Raw genomic sequence first — 23087 nt, 5'->3', positions numbered from 1 at the left:
AAAGGTTCAAGTGATTGTGAAGATTTAATCTTCACAGGTGTCTCTGCGAGACTTGAAGTCATGTCCCGAGCCTCGATCCACCTCGTCCGCCACGGCGAAGTCTTCAACCCGGACGGTGTTCTGTATGGCCGCCTGCCCGAATTCCACCTTTCAGCCCTGGGCCAGGAGATGGCGCGCCGCGTAGCGTCCTATTTTCAGGAGCAACGCAGCGGCGGCGCAAAGCTGGTGCACCTGGTCGCCTCGCCCCTGACCCGTGCCCAGGAAACGGCTGCGCCCATCGCGTCGGCACTCGGGCTGGAGATCTCCACCGATGAACGGATCCTGGAAGCTGAGAACCGCTTCGAAGGCCTCTCCGGCGTCAAAGGCCGGCTCCGGAATCCAAAATACTGGCCGCTCCTGCGGAATCCGATGAAGCCTTCGTGGGGCGAGCCGTATGCCGCGCAGGTGGAACGGGTGATGGCCGCCGTGGAGGACGCGCGGATCCGCGCCCTGGAGCTGGGCGGCGACGGTGCCGAAGCGGTGCTGGTCAGCCATCAGCTGCCGATCTGGGTCACCCGCCTGGCCGCCGAGGGGCGCCGCCTCTGGCACGACCCCCGCAACCGGGAATGCACGCTGACCTCAGTCACCACCCTGGATTTCGACGGCGGAACCCTTACCGGCGTCCGGTATGCCGAGCCCTCCGCTGACCTGCTGCCCGGCGCCGCGAACATTCCTGGCGCATAATACAATTACTACGCGTTGTAGAAGTGGCCACCCCCCTGCCGCGATGAAAGCTGGAAGTCCTTGAAGAAATCTGAGAGCGAAAACCAGGCTGGAGCCATGCACCGCAGGTCCTTCCTGCGGATTGGTGCCGGGCTGGCCCTCGGCGTGCCGCTGGCCGCTGCGTTGGCAGGATGCACGGTGGAAGATCCGCTGGCTGAGCAGGCGAAAGCCGGCGACAACAAAAACTACATTGCCGGCGACGGCTCGGTCACGGAATACGCCGCCTCTGACCGGGGTGAGCCCGTGCAGCTGACCGGCACTCTCTTTGACGGGACGAAAGTCAGCGCCGCAGACTGGGCCGGCGACGTCGTCGTGCTCAATTTCTGGTATGCCGCCTGCGCTCCGTGCCGCAAGGAAGCACCGGACCTGGTGGAGCTCCACGAAACCTTCGCGGCGGACGGAGCCCGCTTCTACGGCGTGAACGTCCGGGACGAAGCCCGGACAGCTGAAGCATTCGAGCGGAACTTCGCCATCCCGTACCCCAGCTTCGAGGACCGGAACGGGGAGGTGCTGCTGGCCATGACCCGTTTCGTGCCGCCGCAGGCAGTTCCGACCACACTTGTCCTGGACCGCGAGGGCCGGGTCGCGGCAAGAATCCTGGGCCTCGCCGAAAAGGGCACGCTCAAGGCCCTGATCAGCGACGCGTTGGCCGCGTAGCAGCCGTGCCGCCCGTCCTCCTGTCCGCAGCTCTGCCCGCTGCAGCCCTGCCTGCGGCCAATGTCTTCGCGGAAACGATCCTGAACGGATCGATGCTGCTGGCCATTCCCGTTGCTGCCCTGGCCGGATTGGTGTCCTTCCTCTCACCATGCATCCTCCCGCTGGTGCCCGGCTATCTGGGATACGTCACGGGTCTGTCCGGGGTGGATCTGGAGAACCAGCGCCGTGGCCGGATGCTCACGGGAATCGGGTTGTTTGTCCTGGGCTTCTCCGTGGTTTTCGTCGCCATCGGCGCAGGGATCGGACAGCTTGGAGCGTGGCTCCGCGGGGCGGAGCAGTCCTGGATCCCGCAGCTGCTGGGGGTGCTCATCATCCTGATGGGCGTAATCTTCATGGGCGGGCTGTCCTGGTTCCAGCGGGACCGCAAAATCGAAGCCAAGCCGCCCGCCGGGCTGTGGGGGGCGCCGCTGCTGGGCATCACCTTCGGACTTGGCTGGGCGCCCTGCATGGGCCCAACGCTTTCGGCGGTGCAGCTGCTCTCCTTCTCCGGAGACGATGCCTCTGCGGCCAAGGGAGCTCTGCTCACCTTTGTCTACTGCCTGGGACTTGGCCTGCCATTCCTGTTCATCGCACTGGGATTCCGCCGAGGTATGGGCGCCCTCTCCTTCTTCCGCCGGCACCGGGTTGGTATGCAGCGCTTCGGCGGCGGCATGCTGATCGTCCTGGGCCTGCTGATGGCCACCGGTGTGTGGACACTCTGGATCAACGAACTCCAAGGCTGGGTGGATAGTGTGACCCTGCCGATTTGATGAAGACAACGATGCTCCCAGCCCGCCGGATCCCCGGAACCCGTCCCCAGAGAACAATGAGAACCAGTTGAAACCTGAACCGGACAGCGAAACCACGCAGACCCCGCCCGCGGATACCCCTGCCGCGGATACGCCTGCCGCCGCGGAGGCACAGGCGCCCGGCGGCAAGAAAAAACGCAGCGGCAAGCGCGACGACGTCGCGCTCCCTGCCCTAGGGCTTACCGGCACGCTGCGCTGGGCCTGGACCCAGCTCACCAGCATGCGCACCGCCCTGTTCCTGCTCCTGCTGCTCGCGGTTGCCGCGGTCCCCGGCTCGCTGTTTCCGCAGCGGCCGGCCAACCCGGGCGCCGTCACACAGTACCTCGAGGACAACCCCGGCAGTGGTCCGTGGCTGGACCGCTTCCAGCTGTTCGACGTGTACTCCTCCGCCTGGTTCTCCGCGATCTACCTGCTGCTGTTCATCTCCCTGATCGGCTGCGTTATTCCCCGGGCCAGGGTCCACTGGAAAGCACTGCGCTCCAAGCCGCCGCGGACCCCGAAGAAGCTCTCCCGCCTCCCGGAATACGGCACGCTGGCGGTACCTGCCGGCACCGGTCTGACGGCAGCCGAAGCAGCCGGCGATGCCGCGCAGGTACTCCGGAAGCGGGGCTACCGGGTGGAGGCCCGCGATCTGGACACCGACCGCCCCTCCGTCGCCGCGGAGCGCGGTTTCGCGAAGGAAACCGGAAACCTCGTGTTCCACGTGTCCCTGATCGGTGTGCTGGCCTCGATCGCCGTCGGCGGGCTGTTCGGATACAACGGACAGCGCATTGTCGTTGAAGGTGACACTTTCGTGAACACCTTGGTTGGCTACGACACCTTCAGCCCCGGCACCAACTTCACCGAGTCGCAGCTGGCTCCCTACTCCGTCACCCTGGACGACTTTGACGTCACCTTTGACCGGCAGAGCAGCACCGGCAATGTGCAGCCGCTGGACTTTACTGCCTCCGTGACGGTCAAGGAGGATCCGAACGACGAACCGCGGACGGAGACCATCAAGGTCAACGAACCGCTGACCATCGGCGGAACCCGGGTGTTCCTGGTCGGCAACGGCTACGCTCCGGTGGTTACGGTGCGCGACGGCGAGGGCAATGTCGCTTTCCAGGGACCGGTTGTTGGTGTCCCCACGGACGGCGTCTACACCTCGCTGATGGTGATCAAGGCGCCTGACGCGCAGCCGGACCAGCTTGGTTTTGTCGGATTCTTCCTGCCCACGGCCTTGGTCGACGGTAATGGTGTGTCCTTCTCCGGAGACCCCGATCCGGTGAACCCGCAGCTGAACCTGAACTCCTACTACGGGGATCTGGGCCTGGACGAGGGTGTCCCCGGCAACGTTTTTGTCTTGGATACCGATGAGCTGACGCCGCTGAACAACCGGGACCTGGACTCCGGCGGCATCGTGCTGGCTATGAACCAGGTCCAGGACCTCCCGGATGGAAAGGGGTCCATCAGCTTCGACGGGCTCCTGCGCTACGCGGCACTGGACGTCCACTACGATCCGGCCAAGTTCGCGGTGCTCATTTTCGCCGTGCTTAGCCTCACCGGGCTCAGCGCATCGCTGTTCCTGGCCCGCCGCCGGGTGTGGGTGCGTACGGGAACGAACGACGATGGCCGCATAATGGTCGAGTACGGTTTGCTGGCCCGCGGTGAGGATGCCCGCCTGGAAACCGAAGCCGAAGCATTGCGCGGCTTGCTGGAAAAGAAGTGGATGGCGGGCGGGACCGCTCCGCAGGAGGACGGCCCGGAAACCCTGGCCGACGCATCAGTGGCCGGCAGCGCCGGACGCACGGAAGAAACAGGTAAGGACGACTAATGCCATCCATCGACTACCAGCTCGCGGAATACAGCGACCTCTTTATGCTGCTGGCCGCGTTCACCTACACGGTGGCGTTCCTGGCCTTCACCTGGGACCTGGCCAAGAGCAGCAAAACGCTCCGGGCCATCGACCAGAAGGCCGGCACCGTGCAGGCCGCTGTTCCCGCCAAAAAGGCGATGGTTCCGGCGGGTGCTCCCACCGGGCCGGAAGGCTCCAACCGCCAGTGGGACGACAGCAGTGCCGCCCTCACCGCCGATGACGCCATGGGCTACACGGGGGAACGGCGCAACGCCGCCCGCGTCGCCGTCGCCCTGACGGTACTGGGCGCGCTCATCCACATCGCCGCCGTCGTCTCCCGGGGCCTGGCCGCGCACCGGGTGCCCTGGGGCAACATGTACGAGTTCTGCACCACGGGCGCGATGGTTGTTTCCATCGTCTTCCTGCTCGTCCTGCTCCGCCGCGACCTGCGGTTCCTGGGAACGTTCGTCGTCGGCCTGGTCCTGATCATGATGATGGCAGCCACCATCGGCTTCCCCACACCGGTCGGCCACCTCATCCCCGCACTGCAGAGCTACTGGCTGATCATCCACGTGTCCGTCGCCGTGATTGCCTCCGCGCTGTTCACCCTGACCTTCGCCATGTCGGTTCTGCAGCTGCTGCAGGCCGACCGCGAGGCCAAGGCCCGTGCCGGCGGCAGGGAACGCCTGGGCTTCCTCAAGATCGTCCCCTCCGCCCAGTCGCTGGAGACCTTCTCCTACCGCATCAACGCCGTCGCGTTCGTCCTCTGGACGTTCACCCTGATGGCTGGTTCCGTCTGGGCCGAACAGGCCTGGGGACGCTACTGGGGCTGGGACACCAAGGAAGTCTGGACCTTCGTGATCTGGGTTGTCTATGCCGGCTACCTCCACGCCCGCGCCACCCGCGGCTGGACCGGCACCCGTGCTGCCTGGCTGTCGATCGTCGGTTACCTCTGCGTGGTCTTCAACTTCACGATCGTGAACGTCTACTTCTCCGGCCTGCACAGCTACTCCGGCGTCTAGCCCGATAGCCAGGTTGGCCACAGGCCCCGTCCCGGACTCGTTCCGGGGCGGGGCCTTTTGGTGTGTGGGTGCGGGCGGCGCGGGTGCGGCGGGCCGGGCGCCGTGGGTGTGTGTGCGGCGGGGTGGGCGTGGGGGTGGGGTGCGCGGGCCTGTGCGTGATCCGGCTGCCGCGGACCGGGCGCGTTGCACTAACCGACTGACTTAGCCGCGGTCTAGGCTGCTTTATCTGCGCACCCGGCGACGGCCACCGTGCTGAATCCCGCCGTATCTGCACACCGGAGCTCGGCCGCGAGACCCTCACCCCGCTGTGCCATGCCAACAGCAAAATGCCCCGGCCCGGACGGATCCGGAACGGGGCACTTGGTCTATGCTTCGAGGAGCTGGCTAGTTGCTGCTGGGCTTCTCGTCGTCGTTCTTCTGGCTGGCGCGCTTCTCACGGTCCGCCAGCTCCTGTTCGCGGCGCTTGAGTTCCTCTTCCTTGGCCTTCTGCCGGCGGCGGATTTCCAGGTTCCGGAGGAACTCGGGGTCGTCATCGGGAGCGGTGGGGTGCCGCACTGCCCGCGGCTTCGGTTCCGGACCATGGGTCGGGCGCCCAAACAGGAACCACAGGATGGCACCAATGACCGGCAGGAGCACGATCGTGAAGAGCCAGGCGGTCTTTGAGATGCTGCGCACTTCGTGGGCTTTGGACATGATGCAGTCGATGAGCGAGTAGATGATCAAGGCTGCGACGACGATGACGCCGAGGAGTACGAGGCGGGGCATGCCCCCAATTGTAGTGGAGACAGCTGCGGCCGGGCCGGACGAATTCCGGGAACCTCGGAGAGCGGTGAATTACCTGGGAACAGGACCCGGGCAGTGCCCGTAGAATGGGGCCGTGGCTTTCTGGAAATTTACCGCTCTCCGCCTTGGTCTGGTGGTCGTCTTCTTCGTTGCCGGGTTGTTCCTGCAGCTTGGAATAGTGCTCTCCGCCCTCGTTGCGGCAATCCTGGCCTGGTGCGTCACCTATCTGTTCTTCCGGGACATGCGCGACGCCGCTGCCCGCAGCGTGCAGAGCCGGTTCAGTGAAAAGACGCCGCCGACGCGCAACCGCGCAGAGCTGGACGACGCCGAAGCTGAAGACTCCGTGCTCGACGCGAACCCCGACGTAGCGATCGACGCCGACCGTAAGCCCCGCGAAAGCCGCGAAAGCTAAACCCGGACGGCCGGGGCTCCGGAGTTTCCTGGCGCCCGGGTACCGGCATCCTCAAGCCCGCCCGCGGCCTCCCGCCGTCGCCCCGCACTGCCGTCGCCCCGCCGCGGCCCGCCGTCCCCCGGCCTAGTCCAAGCCCCGGTCCCGGGCCTCCGGTAGGCTCGCACCCATGAGCGACATCCGCAGCCCGGCCAGCCGCACCGAAGAGCGCACCGAAGAAACCGTGCGCACACCAGAGGCCGAACAGGCCTACAACCGGCGGTGGCTGACCGGACTGATCACCCTCCCCTTGGGCCTTAGCCTGCTTGCCGCGGCCTGGATGCTCAGCGTCGCCGGAGAACTCCCGGATCCGCTGGCCAGCCACTGGGGCCGGGACGGAGTGGACGGGTATATGTCCCTCGCGGGCCATGCCGCGATGGCTGTTTTTGTGGGCGGTGGAAGCGGTGCCCTGCTTGCCCCGATGGGGGTCCTCACACGTGGTCATTCCCAGCTCATCGGCAGGCTCGGAGTTGGCTTCGGGCTCGGATTCGGTGTCCTGATGACTGGGCTCTTCATCGCGGTGGTGGCAGGACAGATCGGTTTGGCCGATCCCTCCCAGGCTGCCGTCTCTGCCCCCGTGCTGTGGGCCGCAGCAGCCCTGGCGGTGCTGACCGCTGCCGCCGGTTTTCGGCTGTACCGGCCAGGCGATGTGGACCGGTCCCAAAGCCCCGCAACAGCCGCCCTGGCTGGCGCGGCCGCGGATCAAAGCTCAGCCGTCTCCACAGCTGCCCGCGGGCTGGCAGCCAACGGAGAGACCATGGAGATCACCGTCTCGATGGGCAGGTGGAAGTGGCTGACCAGTCTGGGGACCGGCGCAGCCGTGGCGCTGAGCCTCGTTTTCCTCCACCCGGCGCTGGCTCTGCTCGGCGTGCCCAGCGCAGCTCTGCTGTGGGTGTTCTGCCAGGGCCGTGTTGTTATCGATCCGGAAGGTATCCGCGCCCTGGCCGGCGGTTTCTGGAAACTCATGCCGCTGACGCACAAGGAAGTACGCGCCGCATCCGTCCAGGATGTCAAAGCCATGGACTTCGGCGGCTGGGGCTACCGGCTTAATGCCGGCAGCATCGGCTTCATTATGGGCAGCGGTCCGGCGCTGGTTCTGGAAGCCGGCTTTGGGCAGCGTTATGTCCTCTCAATGCCTGACGCCGAAACTGGGGCCCGTGCGTGCGCTCTGGCCAATGCGTACCGGGCGTTGGCCGCGGGGCAGGAAACCGGAGAGGTCGACACCCCGCGGAAACGGCCATAAATGCCGGCCCGCTGGCTGTCGGGATGAATTCTGCTGGCTGCTGGTTGGAGATTGCCGTCCGTGGGCGGTTCCAGCGCGTTGAGTCCTCCAGCCGTGGCTAGTGTGACAGGCATGGAACCAGTCTTGAGTCTGACCCGGCGTTGGGGCGCCCCGGCGGCGGCCGTGATTTTCTTCGTCCTGTGGTGCGTGGGGGAAGCAGGCCGGATGGGAGGTCCGTACGGTGTCCTTGCGATGGAGTGGCCCGGAACCGTGCCGCTCCTGCTGATGACGGCGGCTATCGCGGTCGCGGCCCGCTGGCCGGTGCTGTCGCTGTCACTGACCGGCATGCTGCTGTTCGGGCAGCTCACGCGCATGGTAGCGCCAATGTACTCAAACAACTGGGCCATCTACCTGGGGTCCTTCATGGCACTGGGATTTATCGCCTGGACCGGGACGGCCCGGATCCGGATCGTTGCCGCAGCAGCGAATACGGTGTTCGCCGCCGTGATGGCTGTTTTGATGCTGTCCTGGCGCTACAGCAGCGGCCTGGGTTGGTTCCCTTCGCTCTTCAGCGGGGACTGGTACACGTTCCGAACGTATGGGCCGCAGCTGTTCGCGCTCCTGCTGCTGATAGCGGCGGGATTCTTTGCTGTCGGGCTCCTGCTTTCCCTGTACCAGGAGCGAGGCAGCCTATTCCACGCACGCGAACTGGCGCAGAGCACGCTTGAGGACACTGAAGTCGACCTGATTGTCGAGCAGGAACGGACCAGGATCTCCCGGGACCTGCACGATGTCCTGGCCCATTCCCTGGCGGTCATTGCCGCGCAGGCCGATGGCGCCCGGTACCTGGTCAAGGACCAGCCGCAGCCGGTGCTGAAGGCGCTCGAAACGATTGCCGGTTCGGCCCGGAGCGCGCTCCTGGATGCGCAGCGGGTGATCGAGGGGGTCAGCGAGGACGGAATGACGGCGCCGCAGCCGCAGATGAAGGACATCACGGACATGGTTGATGGGATGCGGAGCAACCTGCGGGTCCGTGACAGTTCCTCCGGCCAGCCGGTGGAGCTCTCCAGCGGGCAGCAGCTGGCGGTTTTCCGCATTGTCCAGGAGTGCCTCACCAATGCCTTGAAACACGGCGGCCGGGATACCGAGGTCCGCCTGCACCTTGACTGGAGCGGGCCGGGGCTGACGCTTCACGCTGCTTCCGAACTGGCCCACAAGCCAGAGCCGGCCGAAGCATCCGAGCGGCCCGGCCGTGGCCTGGCCGGGATGCGCGAACGGGCGCATCTGGCAGGAGGCTGGCTCACTGCAGGACCCGACGGCGAACACTTCCGCGTAACTGTCTTTATCCCGTACGGGTCCGGGGCCGGGGCAGAAGGCGGCTCCGGCGTCGAACAGTCCGAAGCGGGCCGCGAAAACCGGCCGCTGGCACTAGCAGCACCCACCCCTGACGGAACGGACACTGACAATGCCTGAGGCCGGCGACCGCATCTCCGTTGCACTGGTTGATGACCAGCCGCTGTTCCTGGCCGGAATCCGCATGCTGATTGACAGCCAGACGGACATGGAGTTCTGCTGGGAGGCCGGTGACGGGCAGCAGGCCGTTGGCCTGGCCGCGGAGCAGCGGCCCGACGTGATGCTGATGGACCTGCGTATGCCTGTCCTCGACGGTGTTTCGGCCACCCGCCGGATCATCGGGGACGCGGATGCAGCCGGGACCGAACACCCCAGGATCATCGCGCTGACCACGTTCAACCGGGACCAGGCGGTGGTGCAGGCGGTTCAGGCGGGGGCCAGCGGCTACCTGTTAAAGAGCGCGGAACCGGAGTTCCTCCTGGCCGCCATCCGGACGGTCCATTCGGGGTACTCCGTGATCGCCCCGGGCTCCATCCACTCGCTATTCGACCATGCGGCACGCAATGCTCCGGCGGCGCCGCCTGATCTGTCTGTCCTTGAGGTGCTGTCCGCGCGGGAGCGGGACGTCTTCCTCCTAGCCGCGAAGGGGCTCAGCAACGGCGAAATGGCACAGAGCCTGTTCGTTTCCGAAGCCACCATCAAGACGCACCTGCGCAGCGTCCTGGACAAGCTGGAGCTGCGGACCCGAATTCAGCTGGTGTCCTTTGCCCACGAGCGCCACCTGTTGGGCGGCTGAACGGTGAGGCTGGCCCGGCATGCCAAACAAGCCAAACAGGCCGTTCAGGCCGTTCAAGGCAGACAAGCCGGGCACCTCGGCCTCCTGGCGGCCGGTGTCCACCTGCTGTCCTGGTGTGCCGTGGGGCTCCTGGCCGGGCTGGCGCCGGGCCATGCCGACGGGAGATATGCAGGCTGGACGGACGCCGCCTGGCTGATCGCGCTGGTGTTCCTGCTGGCCTCCGCGGTTCTGTTTCTGGGCGTGGTCCTTGGTGTTATCCGGTCCAGGCCAGCCAGCGGCCAGGCAGCGGGAACTCCGAGGACTCCTAGCCCACCAGCAGCTGCGTCAGCACCAGTCCCAGACCGTAGAGCACGCTGAACCCGAGGTTGATCAGGCCGGTCTGCTTCAGGACAGGGATGAGGCTGCGGCGCTTCTTGCCTTTGAGCATGAGCCAGCTGGGCATCAGGCAGGCCGGGAGCAGCAGCAGCACCAGCAGCACCCACGGATAGTCGCCCACCAGCAGCAGGGGCAGCAGCAGCGCCAGGGCGAGCATCATGACGTAAGTGATCCGGGCGGCGTCGTCTCCCAGCCGGACTGCGAGGGTCCGTTTTCCGGATTCGCGGTCTGTCGGGATATCCCGGACATTGTTGGCCATCAGCAGGGCCGTGGCGATCAGGCCGGTGGAGACAGCGCCGATCAGTGCTGCGGCGTTGATCTGGCCGGCCTGGGTGTAGGTGGTGCCCAACGTGGCGACCAGTCCAAAGAACACAAACACAAACACGTCGCCCAGGCCCATGTAGCCGTACGGGTTGCGCCCGCCGGTGTAACCCCAGGCCGCAGCGATGCAGCCGATGCCCACCAGCAGCAGGAACCAGGCCTGGGACAGGATAACCAGGGCCAGGCCCGCTGCCATGGCGGCGCCGAAGCAGGCGAACGCCGCGTACTTCACCTGCTTGGCCGCGGCGGCCCCGGATCCGGTGAGCCGCAGCGGGCCGACCCGGTTGTCATCGGTGCCGCGCACGCCGTCGGAATAGTCATTGGCGTAGTTCACGCCGACCTGCAGCAGGATCGCCACGACGGCGGCCAGCAGGGCATTGACCCAGCGGAAGGATCCCAGATCGAACGCCGCGGCCGTACCGATGATGACGGGGGCCACCGCCATCGGCAGTGTCCGGGGGCGTGCTCCTTCGAACCATTGTGCCGCTGTGGCCACAGTATCTTCCTTCTTTGCTTGCTCAGGCAGGTTTGTGCGGAATACCCGGCGGTGCAGTGCCGGGCAGCCCTATTCTCCCGCACCTCGGAGCGCAGGGCGAAAACAGGGGGAGGCAGCTGTTCCTAGGAACGGGCGGCAGTGAGCAGGCTGCGGACCGCCAGCCGGTCGGTTTTCCCGTTGGGCAGCAGCGGAATCCGTTCCAGCACCACCATGGTCTTGGGGACCGCCGGCGCGCCCAGCGCCGCGCGGATTGTCCCGCGCAGATGTTCCTGATTGACGGGACCGACGACGGCGAGCCCCACCACGGAGCCCCATTCGGCGTCGGGCAGGCCCACGGCCACGGCCTGCTGCACCTCCGGCAGCTGCTCGGCAGCGGCAGCCACCGCGGCGCCGGAAACCTTGACCCCGCCGGTGACAATCACGTCGTCGAGCCGTCCGGAAACCGACACTTTTCCGTCTGCGGCTACAGACCCGGTGTCATCGGTGCGGAACCAGCGTTTGCCGGAGTGGAAGGCGAACCGTTCAGCGGTAAGCTCCGGCGCGCCCAGGTAGCCGTCGGCCAGCATGTCCCCGGCGATCCAGAGCCGGCCCTGATATTCCTGGACCTCCGCGCCCGGCAGCGGAACGCCGTCGTAGACGCAGCCTCCGGCCGTCTCGCTCATGCCGTAAGTGGTCACCACGTTGAGTCCCAGGCCGCGGGCTTCGGCCAGCAGCGCCGGACCGGCGGCCGCGCCGCCGAGCAGGATCGCGTTGAACCGGCGCAGGACGCGCAGGGTATCCGGCGCTGGTTCGGTGAGCAGCCGGTGCAGTTGGGTGGGCACCAGCGACGTCAGCCGCGTTTTGTCCGTCATGTCCAGGGCTGCCGTGGTGAAGGCCGCCGGATCGAACGGCTTCGCGGTGTCCAGCAGGACGGGCTCGGTTCCCGCAAAGAGGGACCGGATCAGCACCTGGACCCCTGCGATGTAATGCACCGGCAGGGCCAGCAGCCACTGCCCGTCCTGCTTAAGGGACAGTGCGGTGGCCATCGACGACGCAGCCAGGGCATCGATGCTGAGCATCGTCTGCTTGGGTGTGCCGGTGGAACCGGACGTGCTGATCACCAGGGCGATGTCGTCATTGGGCAGTTCCCCCTGGAAAACCTGGGCCGGGTCGGCATGCGGAGCCACGGCAGGACCTTCACCGGCCAGGGCAGCGGCCAGCGGGGCGAGCAGGTCCCCGGCGTTGTAACCGGCGGGCGTGTGGACGGGGAGCAGTTCCATAACGTCCTAGAAGTAGTAGGGGAAGTTGGACCAGTCCGGATCCCGTTTGGCCAGGAACGCTTCCTTGCCCTCCACCGCTTCATCGGTCATATAGGCGAGCCGGGTCGCTTCACCGGCGAAGACCTGCTGGCCGGCCAGGCCGTCGTCGGCCAGGTTGAACGCGAACTTCAGCATCCGGATGGCCTGCGGAGACTGCCGGGCGATGTCCGCCGCGTATTCCAGGGCCACCTTCTCCAGGTTCTCGTGGTCAACGGCTTCGTTGACGGCACCCATGGCGACCATGTCCTCCGCGGAATACTCGCGGGCCAGGAAGAAGATCTCGCGGGCACGCTTCTGCCCGATCTGCCGGGCCAGCAGCGCGGAGCCGTAGCCTGCGTCGAAGCTGCCCACGGTGGCGTCCGTCTGCTTGAACTTTCCGAACTGGCGGGAGGCGATGGTGAGGTCAGCGACCACGTGCAGGCTGTGCCCGCCGCCGGCGGCCCAGCCGTTGACGACGGCGATGACCACCTTGGGCATGGTGCGCATCAGCCGCTGCACCTCGAGGATGTGCAGCCGGCCGGCGCGGGCCGGATCGATGGTTTCCTGGGTCTCGCCAGCTGTGTCCTGTATTACATACCTGTAGCCGTCACGGCCGCGGATCCGCTGGTCCCCGCCGGAGCAGAAGGAGTGCCCGCCGTCCTTGGGGGAGGGGCCGTTGCCGGTCAGCAGCACGGTGGCCACATCCGGGGTCATCCTGGCGTGGTCCATGGCCCGGTAAAGCTCATCCACGGTGCCGGGCCGGAACGCGTTGCGCACCTCCGGCCGGTTGAAGGCGATCCGCACCGTGGGGAGGTCCCGCAGAACCGTCCCGTCGGCGTCGCGCTCCACCTGGCGGTGGTAGGTCATGTCAGAGAAATCGTCGAAGCCGCCAACCACCCTCCATTGCCGGGGATCGAAGATGTCAGAGACCTGCGCGGGAAGTTGTGTGCTCACGGTGTCGAGTTTATCGCGGCGGGGAAAGACCGTTTCCGGACCCTCCGAGGGGCAGAAGTTGAATGGCTGGCCCGGCACCTGGATTCCGGACCGGGGCCTTGTTGGCATTTCGAGCCCCGGCGTAGCTTGTAAGGATGGCTAGCAGCTCCGTTACGGGGACAGACGGCCCCGCATCCGATGCATTGCTCAAACTCGGCAGGTTTTTTACCCGCTGGGACGAAACGGCCGACGGCCGTGCGGTTTTCCGCGAGGGCGGACGCAAGGGGGACGCGTTCTACCGGAACCGGTGGAGCCACGACAAGGTGGTGCGGTCCACCCACGGGGTGAACTGCACTGGCTCCTGTTCCTGGAAGGTCTACGTCAAGGACGGGATCATCACCTGGGAGGCGCAGGAAACCGACTATCCCACGGTCGGCCCGGACCGCCCGGAGTATGAACCCCGCGGCTGTCCGCGCGGGGCGGCCTTTTCCTGGTACACGTATTCGCCCACCCGGGTCCGCTACCCCTATATCCGCGGGGTGCTGCTGGATCTCTACCGGGAAGCCAAACGCGGTGCGGGCGGCGATCCGGTGCTGGCGTGGGAAGCCCTGGTCGCGGACCCGGAGAAGCGGCGGACCTGGCAGCAGGCACGCGGCAAGGGCGGACTGGTCCGGTCCAGCTGGCAGGAAGCCCTGGAGATGACGGCTGCTGCGCACGTGTCCACGATCAAGAACTACGGCCCGGACCACTGCACCGGTTTCTCTCCCATCCCGGCAATGTCCATGGTGTCCCACGCGGCAGGTGCCCGGTTCATCAACCTCGTCGGCGGGGTGATGAACAGTTTCTATGACTGGTATGCGGACCTGCCGGTGGCCAGCCCACAGGTGTTCGGCGACCAGACGGACGTCCCGGAATCCGGGGACTGGTGGGACGCCACCTACCTGATGATGTGGGGATCGAACATCCCGGTGACCCGCACGCCGGACGCGCACTGGATGGTGGAGGGCCGCTACCGGGGAACCAAGGTGGTCTCGGTCAGCCCCGACTACGCGGACAACACCAAGTTTGCCGATGAGTGGCTGCCTGCCCAGGCCGGTTCCGATGCCGCGCTGGCCATGGCCATGGGCCACGTGATCCTCAAGGAGAACTTTGTGGACCGGCGCGTCCCGTTCTTCGAGGACTATGTGGTGCAGTACACCGACCTGCCGTTCCTGGTGACCCTGGTGGACGGGCCGGGCGGGACAACGGTCCCGGGCAAGTTCCTCAATGCAGCGGACCTGAACCCGGCCACGGAGGCAGCGGACGCCGCGTTCAAGACGGTGCTGCTGGACCGGGACACCGGCCAGCCGGTGGTTCCCAACGGCTCGCTGGGCTTCCGCTACAACGACGACGACGCCGGCAAATGGAACCTTGACCTGCAGGGTGTGCGCCCGGCCCTGTCCCTGGCCGACGCCGCCTCCTGGACCCGGCAGACCGGAACCGTAGACCTTCCGGTCTTCGAGGATCCCTCCGGCACCGGCAGCGTGGTGCACCGCGGCGTGCCCGTCATGGAGGTGGCCGGGAAACGGGTCACCACGGTTTTCGACCTGATGCTGGCCCAGTACGGGGTGGGCCGGGACGGGCTGCCGGGGGACTGGGCCGCCGGTTACGACGACGCCGGCACCGCCTACACCCCCGCCTGGCAGGAGGAACTGACCTCGATCAAGCCGTCGGCGGTGATCCGCACCGCTCGGGAATTCGCGGCCAACGCGGAAAAATCCAAGGGCCGTTCGATGATCATCCTCGGCGCCGGGATCTGCCAGTGGTACCACGGGGACGTAACCTACCGGTCGATCCTCGCCATGCTGATGCTCACCGGCTGCGAGGGGCGCAACGGCGGCGGCTGGGCGCACTATGTTGGTCAGGAAAAATGCCGGCCGATCACCGGCTGGGCCACCATGGCCTCCGCCGGGGACTGGAACCGGCCGCCGCGCTTTATGATCGGCACGGCGTTTTGGTACATGCACACGGACCAGTACCGCTCCGACGGTTATTCCACCGATGCGATCCAATCGCCGCTGGCCGAGGGGCATCTGCGCGGGATGCACTCCGCGGACGTGGTCGCCAAGTCCACCCGGATGGGCTGGATGCCGTTCTTCCCGCAGTTCGACGCCAAGAACTCCCTTGACGTCGCCGATGAAGCCGCGGCCGGCGTCGCCCGCAGCGAGGCACGGACCGAAGCGCGCTGGGTGGCGGACCGGCTCAAGGAAGGCAGCATGCGTTTCGCGGTGGAGGACGTGGATGCGCCGGAGAACTGGCCGCGGACACTGGTCCTCTGGCGCTCCAACCTGCTGGGATCCTCCGCGAAGGGGGAGGAGTACTTCCAGAAGCACCTGCTCGGCACCTTGAACAACGTGATGGGCGAAGACCACAGCGAATCCCGGCCCAAGGACGTGGTGTGGCGGGAGAACGCACCGCAGGGGAAGCTGGACCTGCTGGTCTCCGTGGATTTCCGGATGACCAGCTCCACCCTGCTCTCCGACGTCGTGTTCCCGGCAGCCACCTGGTACGAGAAATACGATCTCTCCTCCACCGACATGCACCCCTACGTTCATGCGTTCACCCCGGCGATCTCGCCGCCGTGGGAAGCGAAGTCGGACTTTGAACTGTTCCGGCTGCTCGCCGAGGAGCTCTCCCGCCAGGCCGGAAAGCACCTGGGTGTCCGCACGGACGTAGTGGCCACCGCGCTGACCCACGATACTCCCGGCGAAATCGCCCAGCCCGGCGGGCATGCCCCGGATTGGAAGGGCACCGACATCCCGGCGATACCGGGGAAGAACATGCCGTCCTTCGCCTTCGTGGAACGTGACTACACCGCGATTGGCGAGAAGTTCGTGGCCTTGGGGCCGCTGGCCGACAAGCTGGGACTGACCACCAAATACGTCAAGTTCGATGTGACGAAGCAGGTCCGGCAGCTCGCGGCCAAACACGGCGTCTTTGACTCCGGAGCAGCACGCGGGCGGCCGGCCATCGACACCGATGCCCGGATGGCCGAAGCGATCCTGCTGTTCTCCGGGACCACCAACGGAGAACTGGCCGTCCAGGGATTCAAGACCCTGGAGAAACGCACCGGCACGCGGCTGGCGGACCTCGCCGAGGGCATGGAAGAGAAGCTGATTACCTTCCGGGACACCCAGGACCGGCCGACGCCGGTGATCACTTCCCCGGAATGGTCCGGTTCCGAGTCCGGTGGCCGGCGCTACGCACCCTTCACCATCAACATCGAGCGGCTCAAGCCCTTCCACACCCTGACCGGGCGGATGCACTTCTTCCTGGATCATGACTGGATGCGGGACATGGGGGAGGCCCTGCCGATCTTCCGCCCGCCGCTGGACATGCACCGGCTGTTCGGGGAACCCCAGCTCGGCACCCGGGGGGAGCTGTCCGTCGCGGTGCGGTACCTGACCCCGCACAACAAATGGTCCATCCACTCGGAATACCAGGACAACCTGTTTATGCTCTCGCTGTCCCGCGGCGGAACCGCCGTGTGGATGAGCCCGCAGGACGCGGCACTGATCGAGGTGGCGGACAACGACTGGGTGGAATGCGTGAACACCAACGGGGTGCTGGTGGGCCGGGCGATCGTCAGCAGCCGGATGCCCGCCGGCGTCGTCTACGTCCACCACGCCCAGGAACGGATCATCGATACGCCTAAATCGGAGGCCACCGGCCGCCGCGGCGGCATCCATAACTCGGTCACCCGGATCCTGGTGAAACCCACCCATATGATCGGCGGATACGCCCAGCTGTCCTGGGCCTTCAACTACCTCGGCCCGACCGGGAACCAGCGGGACATCGTTTCGGTGGTCCGCAAGCGCTCGCAGGAGGTGAGCTACTGATGAGGATCATGGCCCAGGTGGCGATGGTGATGGCGCTGGACAAATGCATCGGCTGCCACACCTGTTCGGTGACCTGCAAGCAGGCGTGGACCAACCGAGCCGGAACCGAATACGTGTGGTTCAACAACGTGGAAACCCGTCCGGGCCAGGGATATCCCCGGCGTTACGAGGACCAGGAGAAGTGGAAGGGCGGCTGGGAGCTGAACAGCCGCGGAAACCTGAAGCTGAAGTCCGGCGGCCGGATGGCGAAGCTGATGGGACTTTTCGCCAGCCCGGTCCAGCCCGAACTCAGCGACTACTACGAACCCTGGACCTACGACTATGAGAACCTGATCCAGGCGCCGGCGGGCAGGGATTTTCCGGTCGCCCGCCCCAAGTCCCTGATCACCGGGGACAACATGAAGATCGAGTGGTCCGCGAACTGGGATGACAGTCTTGGCGGGGCACCGGAGCTCGCGCAGCGGGACCCTGTGGTGGAGAAGCTGCGCCGGGATGCAGAGGACAAGGTCAAGTTCGAATTCGACCAGACGTTTATGTTCTACCTGCCGCGGATCTGCGAGCACTGCCTTAACCCGTCCTGCATGGCCTCCTGCCCGTCCGGGGCCATCTACAAGCGCGAGGAAGACGGCATTGTGCTGGTGGACCAGGACAGGTGCCGCGGCTGGCGGCAGTGCGTCACCGGCTGCCCGTATAAGAAGATCTACTTCAATCACCGCTCCGGCAAGGCGGAGAAGTGCACGTTCTGCTATCCCCGCATCGAGGTGGGCATCCCTACGGTGTGCGCGGAAACCTGCGTGGGCCGGCTGCGGTACATCGGCATCTTCCTGTACGACGCCGACAGGGTCACCGCTGCAGCGGCCACCCCCAATGAGCAGGACCTGTACGAGGCCCAGCTGGACCTGATGATGGATCCGAACGATCCGGAGGTCATCGCCGCGGCCCGGGCCGAAGGGATTCCGGAGGACTGGCTGGATGCCGCCCGCCGGTCCCCGGTGTACGCCCTGGCGAAGGAACTGCGGGTGGCGCTGCCGCTGCACCCGGAATACCGGACCATGCCCATGGTCTGGTACGTCCCGCCGCTCTCCCCGATCGTTGATGTCCTGAAGGAAACGGGGCACGACGGCGAGGACGCCGGCAACCTGTTCGGCGCCATCGATTCGCTGCGGATCCCGGTGGAATACCTTGCCGAGCTGTTCACTGCGGGGGACGCGGACCTGGTGACCTCGGTGCTGCGGAAGCTCGCCGCGATGCGCGCGTACATGCGCAACATCACCCTGGGCGACCCGCCGGACGAGACGATCGCCCAGAGCGCGGGGATGACGGGCGAGGAGATTGTGCGGATGTACCGGCTGATGGCCGTGGCGAAGTACGAGGAGCGCTACGTGATTCCCAATGCCCATCTTGAGGATGCCCACAACCTGGAGGAAATCGGCTGCTCCCTGGATACAGAGGGCGGCCCGGGGATGGGTCAGACCGGAGTGTTCGGGGAAGCCTCCGGCCGCCCGATGCCGGTGGCGGTGGAGAACTTCAACGCCTTGGAAGCCCGCCAGCGCGGTGATGACCCGGCCGGGAACCGGGACATGACCGGCCGGGTGAACCTGCTGAACTGGGACGGCAGGGGATCCACGCAGGGGCTGTTCCCGCCGGGCCAGGGCGGCGGAGGCGAGCGGACATGAGCCTGCTGGAGAAGCTGCTCGGCAAGCCCGGTAAGGGCACCGTGGCTCCGGAAGCCTACGCTGACCGGTCCCCGCGGCGCAGCGCCGTGATCCGGCAGGCGGCCGCACTGCTGCTGGAGTACCCCGACGAGGACCTGGTCGCGGCGCTGCCGACCCTGCGGGAAAGCCTGGCCGAAGTCGGAGCCGCCGGTCCCGGCATGCAGGAGTTCCTCGATTGGTTCACGGCGAGGCCGCTGCCCCAGGTGCAGGCGGAGTACGTCCAGGAGTTCGACCTGTCGAAACGGCACAGCCTGCACCTGACGTATTGGACGGACGGAGACACCCGCCGCCGGGGTGAAGCACTGGCCGCGTTCAAGGAGATCTACCGGGAGCACGGGATACTGCCCGACGGGACGGAGCTCCCCGACTACCTGCCGCTGGTGCTGGAATTCGCCGCCAAAGTCTCCGCCAAGGACGGCTATGAGCTGCTGCAGCGTTACCGGCCGTCGCTGGAGCTGTTGCGCCTGGCACTGAAGGACGCGGACCTGCCCTATCAGCACGTGCTGGCCCTGGTCTGCTCCACCCTGCCGGGCGTCTCACCCGAGGACGCCCAGGCCGTGATGCGCACGGCCGGTTACGGACCGCCTACCGAGACGGTGGGGCTGGAGCCCTACAGCTCGCGGCTGCTGCCCTTGACGGAGAGGAAAACACCATGAGCTCCGTACCCGCCGGGCTTCACTTTCCACTGGAAAAACCTCCGCCGGAAAATGTGGACGTCACCCTGGGGGACGTGATGCTCTGGGGTGTCCTGCCGTATGTCGTGATCGCCATCCTGGTCCTCGGGTCCATTTGGCGGTACCGCTACGACCAGTTCGGCTGGACCACCCGCTCCTCCCAGCTGTACGAGGCCCGCATCCTGCGGATTGCCTCTCCGCTGTTCCACTTCGGGATCCTGGCGGTGATCGTCGGGCACGTCGTCGGGCTGCTCATCCCGCGGTCCTGGACCGAGGGGGTGGGGATCTCGGACAGTGCCTACCACGCGATGGCCCTGAGCATCGGGATCGTCGCGGGCATCGGCACACTGGTGGGCATTGTGCTGCTCATCTACCGGCGGCGGACCACCGGCCCGGTGTTTATGGCCACCACCAAGAACGACAAATTCATGTACGTGGTGCTGCTGGGTGCCCTGCTGGCAGGCCTTGCCACCACCATGATTTCGGTCTTCGATCAGAACGTCACCTCCTACCGGGAGACGGTGTCCCCCTGGTTCCGCTCCATCTTCATTTTCCAGCCCGATATCACTGCGATGACCGCGGCGAGCCTGTCCTTCAAGATCCACACGCTCTGGGGGCTGGCGCTGTTTGCCATCTGGCCCTTCACCCGGCTGGTGCACGCCTTTACCGCACCGCTGCAGTACCTCTTCCGGCCCTACATTGTGTACCGGTCCCGTGGAAAACGGCCGGTGCCCGGAGCCCAGCCGCCGCGCCCCGGGTGGGCGCCGGTGGGCACCCCGGACCGGGACCGCAGGGGCATTCCCCGGCAATGAGGAACCACAGATAGGAAAGCCATGGCAGCCTCATCCGCTCCTTCCGCGGCACCGGATCTGAAGTCCGGGCAACTCCGGAACCTCATCACCGCCACGGTGGCCTCGACCATCGGATTCTGGGCCTGGACCATCATCGGTCCGCTCTCTGCCCGCTATACGCAGTCCATGGACCTGAGCCCCACCCAGGCGTCCGTCCTAGTGGCGATGCCCATCCTCGTCGGGTCCATCGCCCGGATTCCGGTTGGCGCCTGGACGGACCGCTACGGCGGCCGGCGGATGTTCACCATCGTCTTGGGGACAACGGCACCGCTGGTCCTGCTCACCGCCGTGGCCGGGGAGACGGGCAGCTACGCCCTCATCGTCGTCGTCGCCTTCTTCCTGGGTATCGCCGGTACGGTCTTCGCCATCGGTATTCCGTTCTGCTCGGCCTGGTATGACCGCACCCGCAAAGGCTTCGCCACCGGTGTCTTCGGCGCCGGGATGGTGGGCACCGCGGTATCCGCGTTCTTCACTCCGCGGCTGGTCAGCGGTGTGGGGTACTTCAATACCCACCTCATCATCGCCTGCATCGTGGCAGCCATGGCCGTGGTGAGCTGGCTGGTGCTGCGCGAATCCCCGGCGTGGAGCCGGCCGACGGAACCGACGCTGCCGAAGATCCGGCACGCCTTCACCCTCAAGGTGACCTGGCAGCTCTGCTTCCTCTACGGTATCGTGTTCGGTGCGTTTGTGGCCTTCTCCAACTATTTGCCGACGTATCTGGGCAACGTCTACGACTATGATGCGACGGCGGCCGGCACCCGCACCGCCGGATTCGCCGTCGCCGCGGTGATCGCCCGGCCGATTGGCGGCACCATCGCTGACAAGGTGGGACCGAAGATCGTCACGCTCACCTCCTTCGCCGGAACCGTGGTGCTGGCCATGGTGGTGGCCTTCCAGCCCAGCCAGGAACGGGTTTACGGGACGGCTTTCCTGTTGATGGCCCTGTTCCTCGGACTCGGAACCGGCGGGGTGTTCGCCTGGGTGGGACGCGCTGCTCCGGTCCGGGACGTGGGGACCGTGGGCGGCATCATCGCCGCCGCGGGTGGCCTGGGCGGTTACTTTCCACCGCTGGTCATGGGGGCAACCTACGATGCCGAGAGTTCCAGTTACTTCGTGGGCCTCACCCTGCTGGCGGTCTTCGCGGCCCTTGGCCTCCTGCTGACTTTCACGGTCCGCAACGGCGGAAAAACCGATGAGCGGGTCCGATCCGAGACCTAGCCCTTGGCCCAGCCGGGGCCGGGGGTAGAGTCGGTCGAATGGGTGCAACAGAGCTGATCCTCATCCGGCACGGTGAAAGCGCGGGCAACGTTGCTGCCACTCATGCGCAGCTCACCGGAGCGGAGATCATCGACGTCGGCCTGCGGGACCCGGATGTGCCGCTCAGCGAGGCGGGGACGCAGCAGGCCCGGGCGCTGGGGGTGTGGCTGGCCGCCCTGCCTGCGGGGGAGCGGCCGGAATCCGTCTGGTGCTCGCCCTATCTCCGCGCTCGCCAGACCGCGGATCTGGCCGGGCTGGCGCCGTACCGGCTCGATGAACGCCTGCGCGACCGGGAGCTCGGAATCCTTGACCTGCTCACATCCGCCGGTGTGGCCGCCCGCTATCCCGTCGAAGCGCAGCGGAAGCAGTGGCTGGGCAAATTTGCCTACCGGCCGCCCGGCGGAGAGTCCTGGGCGGACGTTGCGCTGCGGCTGCGCTCGCTGCTGCGGGACCTGGACGACGCCGAGGACGGACGGCGGGTGGCAGTGATCTGCCACGATGCCGTGATCCTGCTGATGCGCTATGTCTGTGAGGGCCTGCTGGAAGCGGAGCTGCTGGATATCGCGGCCACGAGCAGCGTCCGGAACGGATCGCTCACCCGGCTGGTCCGGCCAACCGGTACCGGAACCTGGGAGGCGGCCGTCTTCAACGTCGTCGACCACCTGGCCGGAGCAGGCGCACCGGTCACCGAACACGCAGGAGATGAAGATGTCCACCCGCGCTGAGCTGATCACCCCGGCGCTGCTGCGCACGTGGCAGGTCCCCCGGGATGCAGAGGGCAAAGACGACCGCGGCACCGTTTTGGTCATTGGCGGTGCCCGCCGCACGCCCGGAGCAGCGCTTCTGTCCGGCCGCACCGCGCTCCGCGCCGGGGCAGGCCGCTTGACCCTCGCGGTGGCCGAGCCGGTGGCTGTTGCCTGCGCCGTTGCGCTTCCGGAGTGCGGCGCCGTCGGGCTCCCGGAAAAGGCAGGCAGGATCGAGGGCGCGGCGGCACCGGCGGTGCTGGCGGATGACCTGGCCACCGCCGACGTTGTGGTGGTGGGTCCCGGATTGGACAACGCCGAGGACACCGCTGAACTGCTCCGGGCAATCGTTCCTGGAATTCCAAGGGAGGCAGCCGTGGTGCTGGATGCCTACGCGCTCGGGGTGTTCCGGGAGCTGGGCGGGATTCACGGGCAGCTCTCCGGACGGCTGGTGCTGACCCCTAACCGCACGGAGGCCGCCCTGCTGCTCGGCCGCGAGGAGGTGGATGACGCCGCGGCCGCCGCAGCTGAGATCGCGGCAGGGTACGGGGCTGTGGTCACCAGTCAAGGGAGAATCACCGCGCCTGACGGACGGGCCTGGGAGGTCCCCGCGGGTAACCCCGGCCTGGCGACGTCCGGCAGCGGTGATGTCCTTGCCGGTGCGGTGGCAGGTTTCCTGGCCCGCGGTGCCTCCCCGGATCAGGGCGCGTGCTGGGGCACCTACCTGCACGCCACGGCCGGAGACCGGTTGTCCTCCGCCAAGGGTCCGCTCAGCTTCCTGGCCAGTGAACTGCTCGAGGCCATGCCGCAGATCCTGGCGGAACTTACGGTGTGATTTCCGC

At 66.6% G+C, this 23087-nt stretch carries 20 protein-coding genes; 16 read left to right on the top strand and 4 right to left on the bottom strand.

Annotation, left to right across the window (positions count from 1 at the left end):
- The first annotated feature begins 60 nt into the window (after positions 1–60).
- The 5 genes from ArtHe_RS11575 (at position 61) to ccsB (ending at position 5123) form a co-directional block, all read left to right on the top strand.
- Complete coding sequence (locus ArtHe_RS11575; protein ID WP_248316994.1) at positions 61–723, top strand: histidine phosphatase family protein; 663 nt, start codon at positions 61–63, stop codon at positions 721–723.
- Between the two features lie 96 nt (positions 724–819).
- A complete protein-coding gene (locus ArtHe_RS11570) occupies positions 820–1419 on the top strand; it encodes a TlpA disulfide reductase family protein (RefSeq protein ID WP_248319774.1) in 600 nt (199 codons plus the stop codon).
- Between the two features lie 92 nt (positions 1420–1511).
- Positions 1512–2228, top strand: coding sequence for a cytochrome c biogenesis protein CcdA (locus ArtHe_RS11565; protein ID WP_248319773.1), 717 nt, complete (start codon positions 1512–1514; stop codon positions 2226–2228).
- 229 nt (positions 2229–2457) lie between these two features.
- On the top strand, positions 2458–4080 hold the full coding sequence (locus ArtHe_RS11560; RefSeq protein ID WP_248319771.1) for a cytochrome c biogenesis protein ResB: 1623 nt from the start codon (positions 2458–2460) through the stop codon (positions 4078–4080).
- Entirely contained in the window at positions 4080–5123 is a 1044-nt protein-coding gene (gene ccsB, locus ArtHe_RS11555; protein WP_248316990.1) for a c-type cytochrome biogenesis protein CcsB, read from the top strand. The genes ArtHe_RS11560 and ccsB overlap by 1 nt, the downstream gene beginning before the upstream one ends.
- Positions 5124–5507: 384 nt before the next feature.
- On the opposite strand, the gene ArtHe_RS11550 is transcribed toward ccsB, so the two are convergent.
- Positions 5508–5888, bottom strand: coding sequence for a PLD nuclease N-terminal domain-containing protein (locus ArtHe_RS11550; protein ID WP_066296403.1), 381 nt, complete (start codon positions 5886–5888; stop codon positions 5508–5510).
- Positions 5889–6000: 112 nt separating this feature from the next.
- On the opposite strand from ArtHe_RS11550, the gene ArtHe_RS11545 reads away from it, so the two are divergent.
- The 4 genes from ArtHe_RS11545 (at position 6001) to ArtHe_RS11530 (ending at position 9725) form a co-directional block, all read left to right on the top strand.
- Complete coding sequence (locus ArtHe_RS11545) at positions 6001–6318, top strand: DUF4229 domain-containing protein (protein WP_248316985.1); 318 nt, start codon at positions 6001–6003, stop codon at positions 6316–6318.
- 166 nt (positions 6319–6484) lie between these two features.
- Positions 6485–7597 carry a hypothetical protein gene (locus ArtHe_RS11540; RefSeq protein WP_248316984.1) on the top strand — a complete coding sequence of 371 codons (1113 nt, stop codon included), beginning with the start codon at positions 6485–6487 and terminating at the stop codon, positions 7595–7597.
- A gap of 123 nt (positions 7598–7720) precedes the next feature.
- Positions 7721–9049 carry a histidine kinase gene (locus tag ArtHe_RS11535; protein ID WP_248316983.1) on the top strand — a complete coding sequence of 443 codons (1329 nt, stop codon included), beginning with the start codon at positions 7721–7723 and terminating at the stop codon, positions 9047–9049.
- Positions 9042–9725 carry a response regulator transcription factor gene (locus ArtHe_RS11530; protein WP_248316976.1) on the top strand — a complete coding sequence of 228 codons (684 nt, stop codon included), beginning with the start codon at positions 9042–9044 and terminating at the stop codon, positions 9723–9725. The genes ArtHe_RS11535 and ArtHe_RS11530 overlap by 8 nt, the downstream gene beginning before the upstream one ends.
- A 304-nt stretch (positions 9726–10029) precedes the next feature.
- Here the strand turns inward: ArtHe_RS11530 and ArtHe_RS11525 are convergent, their stop codons facing one another.
- The 3 genes from ArtHe_RS11525 to ArtHe_RS11515 all read right to left on the bottom strand — a co-directional run bounded on the left by ArtHe_RS11525 (position 10030) and on the right by ArtHe_RS11515 (position 13148).
- On the bottom strand, positions 10030–10917 hold the full coding sequence (locus ArtHe_RS11525) for a 1,4-dihydroxy-2-naphthoate polyprenyltransferase (protein ID WP_248316967.1): 888 nt from the start codon (positions 10915–10917) through the stop codon (positions 10030–10032).
- Positions 10918–11039: 122 nt separating this feature from the next.
- Positions 11040–12176, bottom strand: a complete 1137-nt coding sequence (locus ArtHe_RS11520) for an AMP-binding protein (protein WP_248316966.1) — start codon at positions 12174–12176, stop codon at positions 11040–11042.
- A 6-nt stretch (positions 12177–12182) separates the two neighbouring features.
- Complete coding sequence (locus ArtHe_RS11515; RefSeq protein WP_248316965.1) at positions 12183–13148, bottom strand: 1,4-dihydroxy-2-naphthoyl-CoA synthase; 966 nt, start codon at positions 13146–13148, stop codon at positions 12183–12185.
- A gap of 134 nt (positions 13149–13282) precedes the next feature.
- Between ArtHe_RS11515 and ArtHe_RS11510 the strand changes: the two genes are divergently transcribed.
- The 7 genes from ArtHe_RS11510 (at position 13283) to ArtHe_RS11480 (ending at position 23080) form a co-directional block, all read left to right on the top strand.
- A complete protein-coding gene (locus ArtHe_RS11510; protein WP_248316964.1) occupies positions 13283–17005 on the top strand; it encodes a nitrate reductase subunit alpha in 3723 nt (1240 codons plus the stop codon).
- Positions 17005–18681: a nitrate reductase subunit beta gene (gene narH / locus ArtHe_RS11505; protein WP_248316963.1), complete on the top strand. Its 1677-nt coding sequence runs from the start codon at positions 17005–17007 to the stop codon at positions 18679–18681. The genes ArtHe_RS11510 and narH overlap by 1 nt, the downstream gene beginning before the upstream one ends.
- A complete protein-coding gene (gene narJ, locus ArtHe_RS11500; protein WP_248316962.1) occupies positions 18678–19376 on the top strand; it encodes a nitrate reductase molybdenum cofactor assembly chaperone in 699 nt (232 codons plus the stop codon). Before narH ends, narJ begins: the two co-directional genes overlap by 4 nt.
- 77 nt (positions 19377–19453) lie before the next feature.
- Positions 19454–20206 (top strand): respiratory nitrate reductase subunit gamma, encoded by a 753-nt coding sequence (narI, locus tag ArtHe_RS11495; RefSeq protein WP_248319770.1) that lies wholly within the window; start codon positions 19454–19456, stop codon positions 20204–20206.
- A gap of 21 nt (positions 20207–20227) precedes the next feature.
- Positions 20228–21463, top strand: coding sequence for an MFS transporter (locus tag ArtHe_RS11490; RefSeq protein WP_248316961.1), 1236 nt, complete (start codon positions 20228–20230; stop codon positions 21461–21463).
- 38 nt (positions 21464–21501) lie between these two features.
- Positions 21502–22227, top strand: coding sequence for a histidine phosphatase family protein (locus tag ArtHe_RS11485; RefSeq protein ID WP_248316960.1), 726 nt, complete (start codon positions 21502–21504; stop codon positions 22225–22227).
- Positions 22211–23080 carry an NAD(P)H-hydrate dehydratase gene (locus ArtHe_RS11480; RefSeq protein WP_248316959.1) on the top strand — a complete coding sequence of 290 codons (870 nt, stop codon included), beginning with the start codon at positions 22211–22213 and terminating at the stop codon, positions 23078–23080. Before ArtHe_RS11485 ends, ArtHe_RS11480 begins: the two co-directional genes overlap by 17 nt.
- The last annotated feature ends 7 nt before the right edge of the window (positions 23081–23087 follow it).

The organism is Arthrobacter sp. Helios (assembly GCF_023167125.1).
Lineage (GTDB): Bacteria > Actinomycetota > Actinomycetes > Actinomycetales > Micrococcaceae > Arthrobacter_B > Arthrobacter_B luteolus.
This window is presented reverse-complemented; position numbering and strand designations above follow the sequence as displayed.